This is a genomic window from Candidatus Hydrogenedentota bacterium (assembly GCA_016791475.1).
Classification (GTDB): Bacteria; Hydrogenedentota; Hydrogenedentia; order Hydrogenedentales; family JAEUWI01; genus JAEUWI01.
Genome location: JAEUWI010000107.1, coordinates 1 through 4,829, shown reverse-complemented (window position 1 = coordinate 4,829; position 4,829 = coordinate 1). Strand labels below are relative to the sequence as shown.

General features: G+C 59.5%; 2 protein-coding genes. Both read left to right on the top strand.

The genetic code is table 11. The annotated features are described in order from the left end of the window. The first annotated feature begins 253 nt into the window (after window positions 1–253). Entirely contained in the window at window positions 254–1,543 is a 1,290-nt protein-coding gene (locus tag JNK74_28060; protein MBL7650044.1) for a hypothetical protein, read from the top strand. 266 nt (window positions 1,544–1,809) lie between these two features. Next, window positions 1,810–4,829: DUF5011 domain-containing protein (locus tag JNK74_28055; protein MBL7650043.1), on the top strand; the 3,020-nt coding region annotated here is incomplete at its 3' end.

Genomic DNA, 4,829 nt, shown 5'->3' with positions numbered 1-4,829 from the left:
GCCAAAGCGCTCGAGAAACAAGTAAATCCCCTAGAAAGCGCAAACCCAGAGAACCTTAGGTTAGTGCCATTCGGGACGGTCCCGAACGCCTGGCGGGCTGTGCGGCGGTACGTCCCCCGGAGTGGACAATTCGCGGATCTTGTGTTATCGTTTAGCAGCGTACACGGTTCGTACCTGGGCGGTACACTTGGGGCTCGTGCGGCGCGTATGCGTGTTTGTATTGGGAACTCAACACGCAAGGGAGGCATCATCCATGCACTCAATCCCAAGGGAATTCCGTATCCATTCCATCCAATCCGGACGCCCGATATCCGCGTTCGCCGCCGCGCTCTTGCTGCTCCTCGCTGGCGCGGCCCAGGCCCAGCTCGTCATCCCCGGCAACAACGGCCAGGACGGGGCCTTTGCACCCAACACCAATGTCCAGGTGGACCTCTCCCTCGCCGTCACCGGTGAATGGGATACCACCAACTCCACGGGCCAGGGCGTCTACGACCCGGAGCAGTGGGCCGTCATCTTCCGCTATACGTCGGTAAACATTCCATCAAACGTGACGGTGACCTTCAAGAACCATCCTTCGCGTGCGCCGGTGATCTGGCTGGTGCAGGGGAATGCGACTATTGCAGGAACGGTTAGTCTGAATGGGGCAAAGGGACACGGTGGCGCACCAACTTCAGCAACTTTCGCTGAGCCAGGACCCGGCGGCTTTCGGGGAGGACGTGGGACCCGAACTGGTGCACTAGGGTCGGCAGGAATGGGTCCTGGTGGTGGGGCGTATCCGTCGACCGGTGATTATCCTGGTTCTGGTAGCTATGCCAGCATTGGCGCATCAGGAAGTGCGACGCCTGGTTCTGTGTACGGGAACGATGGAGTTTTTCCTTTGGTGGGCGGATCCGGTGGGGCCGGTCGACGCGTGATCGACTGTGGTGGAGGTGGCGGTGGTGGTGCAATATTGATAGCAGTTGCTGAAGACATCTATGTGACTGGTCAAATTCATGCAAACGGTGGTGGTGCAGGCAACGTGAACAACAGTGTTACTGGTGGGGGAAGCGGTGGGGCAATACGTCTAGTTGCCGATAGAGTAGATGGAACTGGTGGATTGACCGCCGATGGTGGCGCATTTGGTGGCGGCGCAGGCCGCATCCGCGTCGAAGCAAACACCATTACCCTCACGGCGGGCCATGTTAACTCCACGGGCCTCCCGACCATCCCGCCCCGCATCTTCCGCGAGCCCGGCGATGGCGTGCCCACCATCAAATCGATGGCCCTCAATGGTCAAGTTGTACCCGACGATCCGGCTTCGTACCCCACGCAGGACGTGGCGTTGATCGGCGTGGACGACCTGGAAACGGTCCCCATGGTGATCACGGCGGAGCATGTCCCATCCGGCAGCGTCGTGAAGGCGCGCGTGGTGCGCTTGTCCGGCGTCGAAGATATCATCACGGCGGTCTTCAACGGCGAGAGTGGCGACGAGTCGACGTGGAACGCCGATATCCCCGTGGCCGGGGGCTTTTCCACGATTCAGGTACACGCGGTGCTTCCTTGATTTCCCTCTGCCGCATTCTTTCTTGCGGCCTTTGGAAGTAAATCGCGGCACGGACGAATCGTCTCATGGGAAAGGGCAGGATGGCCTACGAATATCGACATAGCTACACAGCACAATCGCGATATGCCTCCAGGCAACGCCGGGCCCACTGTGCCCCTGGGTTGTCGCGTATGCTGTTGTTCCTCTTGTCGATATCGACTGTTAGTTTCGTATATGCCGCCGGTGAAGTTCATGTCCTCTCAGGCCATACGGGACCTGTCAACGCGGTGGCTTATTCGCCCGATGGCACGCAGGTGATCACGGGCTCCAGCGACAACACGGCGCGCCTGTGGGGTGCGGAAACCGGCGATGCAATCCGCACCTTCACCGGACATACGGGCCCGATCAACGATTTGGCTTTTTCTGCCGATGGCGCGCAGGTGCTAACGGGTTCCGACGATAAATCCGCGAGGCTGTGGGACACCGCGACGGGAAATCTCGTTCGTGCTTTCATGAGGACGGGCACAGACTTTCTCGACCAGATCACCGCAGTTGCCCTTTCCCCCGATGGCGCTCAGGTGCTGACGGCAAATTACACGAGTGAGTATATCGCCACCCTGTGGGACGCGGCGACGGGTAATGAGATTCGTACCTTTGGGGGCTACGACGGAGGGGAGATCACTTCCCTCTCCTTTTCTTCGGATGGGACGCGCATCCTGGTAAGTCGCTACGGCTATATGGACGCCGAAGATACCATCGAAGTATGGAACACGAACACGGGGGTCAGGCTCAACACGTTTTTCGGCGATACACCGATCATGTATTCGGCCGCATACTCTCCCAACAATGCGCGGATTCTCATCACCGCGTCGAACTGGTGGGGCTCCGGCAATGCCATGGCCCAGGTGTGGGACGCGGCAAGCGGCAGCACGATCCAGACCTTCTCTGTGGCGACCAACGATGTTTACTGCGCTGCTTTCTCCCCCCATGCCAGCCACATCCTCACCGGGTCGGACGATGACCTGGTGCGCCTGTGGGACGTCGACACTGGTGCCGTCGTGCGCACCTTCACCGGGCACACGGGGAACGCTGTTTCCGTGGCCTTCTCTCCCGACGGCGCCTATGTCCTCTCGGGCGGGCACGACAACACCGCGCGGCTCTGGGAAAGTGGAATCGTACCCATCCTTGTGCCTGTGAAGGATGCCATCTCCAGGGAGTTTTCCGTCAACATTGGCGACCCCACTGCGAATATACCCCCTACCGACGCAATTTCCCGCGAGTTCTCCGTCAACATTGGTGACCCCAACGCGCATATACCTGTGACTGACGCAATCTCGCGCGAGTTCTCTGTCAACATTGGTGACCCCAACGCGAACATACCCATAACCGATATAGTCTCCCGCGAATTCTCGGTCGATGTGGGCGATCCGAATGCCTTTGTGCCGATCGCCGACGCGGCCTCGCGCGAATTCGCGGTGTTCTGGAACGATCCGAATGACCCGGGGCCAGTCATCACGCTTATCAACAATACTGATGCTTACAATCTGGTGGATTGCGGCAGTGGTGAATACGAAGATCCCGGCGCGACGGCTGCGGACGGCGTGGATGGGACGGTGTCCGTTACCGCATCCGGAACCGTGGATACAGATACGCCCGGAAGCTATGAGATAACCTATAGCGCCACCGATTCAAGTGGGAAGACGACCGTGCTGAAGCGCACGGTAACGGTGCGGGACAACTGCGGCGGTGAAGGCGAAGGTGAGGGTGAGGGTGAAGGTGAAGGTGAGGGTGAAGGGGAAGGGGAAGGCGAGGGTGAAGGGGAAGGCGAGGGTGAAGGCGAGGGGGAAGGGGAAGGGGAAGGGGAAGGGGAAACGCCCTTTGATTGCGAGGTGCTCCTGGCTGCCGGGAACATCGTTTACGTGGCACCCGCTACCAACGGAGGCTCGGACCTAAGTGGCGACGGCAGCGCTGATCAGCCGTGGGAATCGATTGAATTTGCTTTGCTGCAAGTCGCCGAATGTGCCACGGCGGACAATCCCGTCACAATACAATTAGGCGTGGGAGCCTTTCCGGAAACGGTCACGCTCGTGCCCTTCGTCACACTGGCGGGCACTTTGGATGGCGGGAGCGGGGCGCCGTTGTCCGTCATCGCGCCGCTGGCGGTCCAATTGGTTGGAAAGTCGAATAAACAGAGCGCGGACACGACCCTGGTCGCTTCGGCGGAGGGAACGGTCCTTCGCGATCTTGAAATAGAGGCGCCCTCGGACACCGACGCTGGAACAGTTGCCCTGCTCAGTATTGTCAATGTAGAAGTTGCCGTCCACAATGTAACCCTTGACGGCAACGGCGCAGCAGGGGTGGAGGGCGTCCACGTGTTTGGGGCTCAGTCCTCGGGTTCTATGATCGAGGATTCGACCGTCCAGAAAGTGGAGACCGGCATCCGCACGCAGGATACGCGCGTCCGGATCGCCGGAACCCGCTTTGAGACCATAGCCGCCGATGCCATCGTGATAGAGCACCCTACCGTTACGGAGGGGGATGTTGCCCTCGCGGTTCCGCAGCTCGGCGACGTGACTATCGATGATACGACCGGAGTCGGCGCTAATGTCTTCGATATCGATACCATCGGCGGGCGCTTCATTAACAATCTGAACCCATATGCCACGGTCCAGGCAGAGGGCAACGATTTCGGAACGGACAATCCGGACGAGATCCGCGAGAATCTTGCCGGGGAAGTGGACTCCGAGCCCAGGCTGGCCACGGGCGGTATCCAACTGGAGGTGGATGTCTCTTTCGGCGTCTTTGACGACTATTCCCGCGCTGGTATCGGCGGGGTACACTTCACGTTGTCGCCCGAGTTCGAGCAACCCGAGAGTGTACCCAATCAAATTGGATACTATCGTTATGCTGGCCTTCCATTCAGGCGTTACAGCGCCACCTTGTCCGCCAGCAACTACTCCAGCGGCACGCTTCAGCTTCGGGACCTCGATTCACTCAAGAGTTTCACCGTCTATCTCGAACTGACCACGGCCGGGGTTGTCTCGCGACTGATGGGGGAGTTCACCCGTGCGGACACCAATCGGGATGGTTACCTGAGCTTGACCGAGGCTCGGATTATTGTAACCGACCTTCCCCAGGCTGTTTTTTCCGAGATCGATGACAATCGGGACGGTAAGATCTCACGACTGGAGCTGGATCCCAATTGGACCCCGGCGGAAGGTGAAGGAGAGGGTGAAGGAGAGGGTGAAGGAGAGGGTGAAGGAGAGGGTGAAGGAGAGGGTGAAGGAGAGGGTGAAGGAGAGGGTGA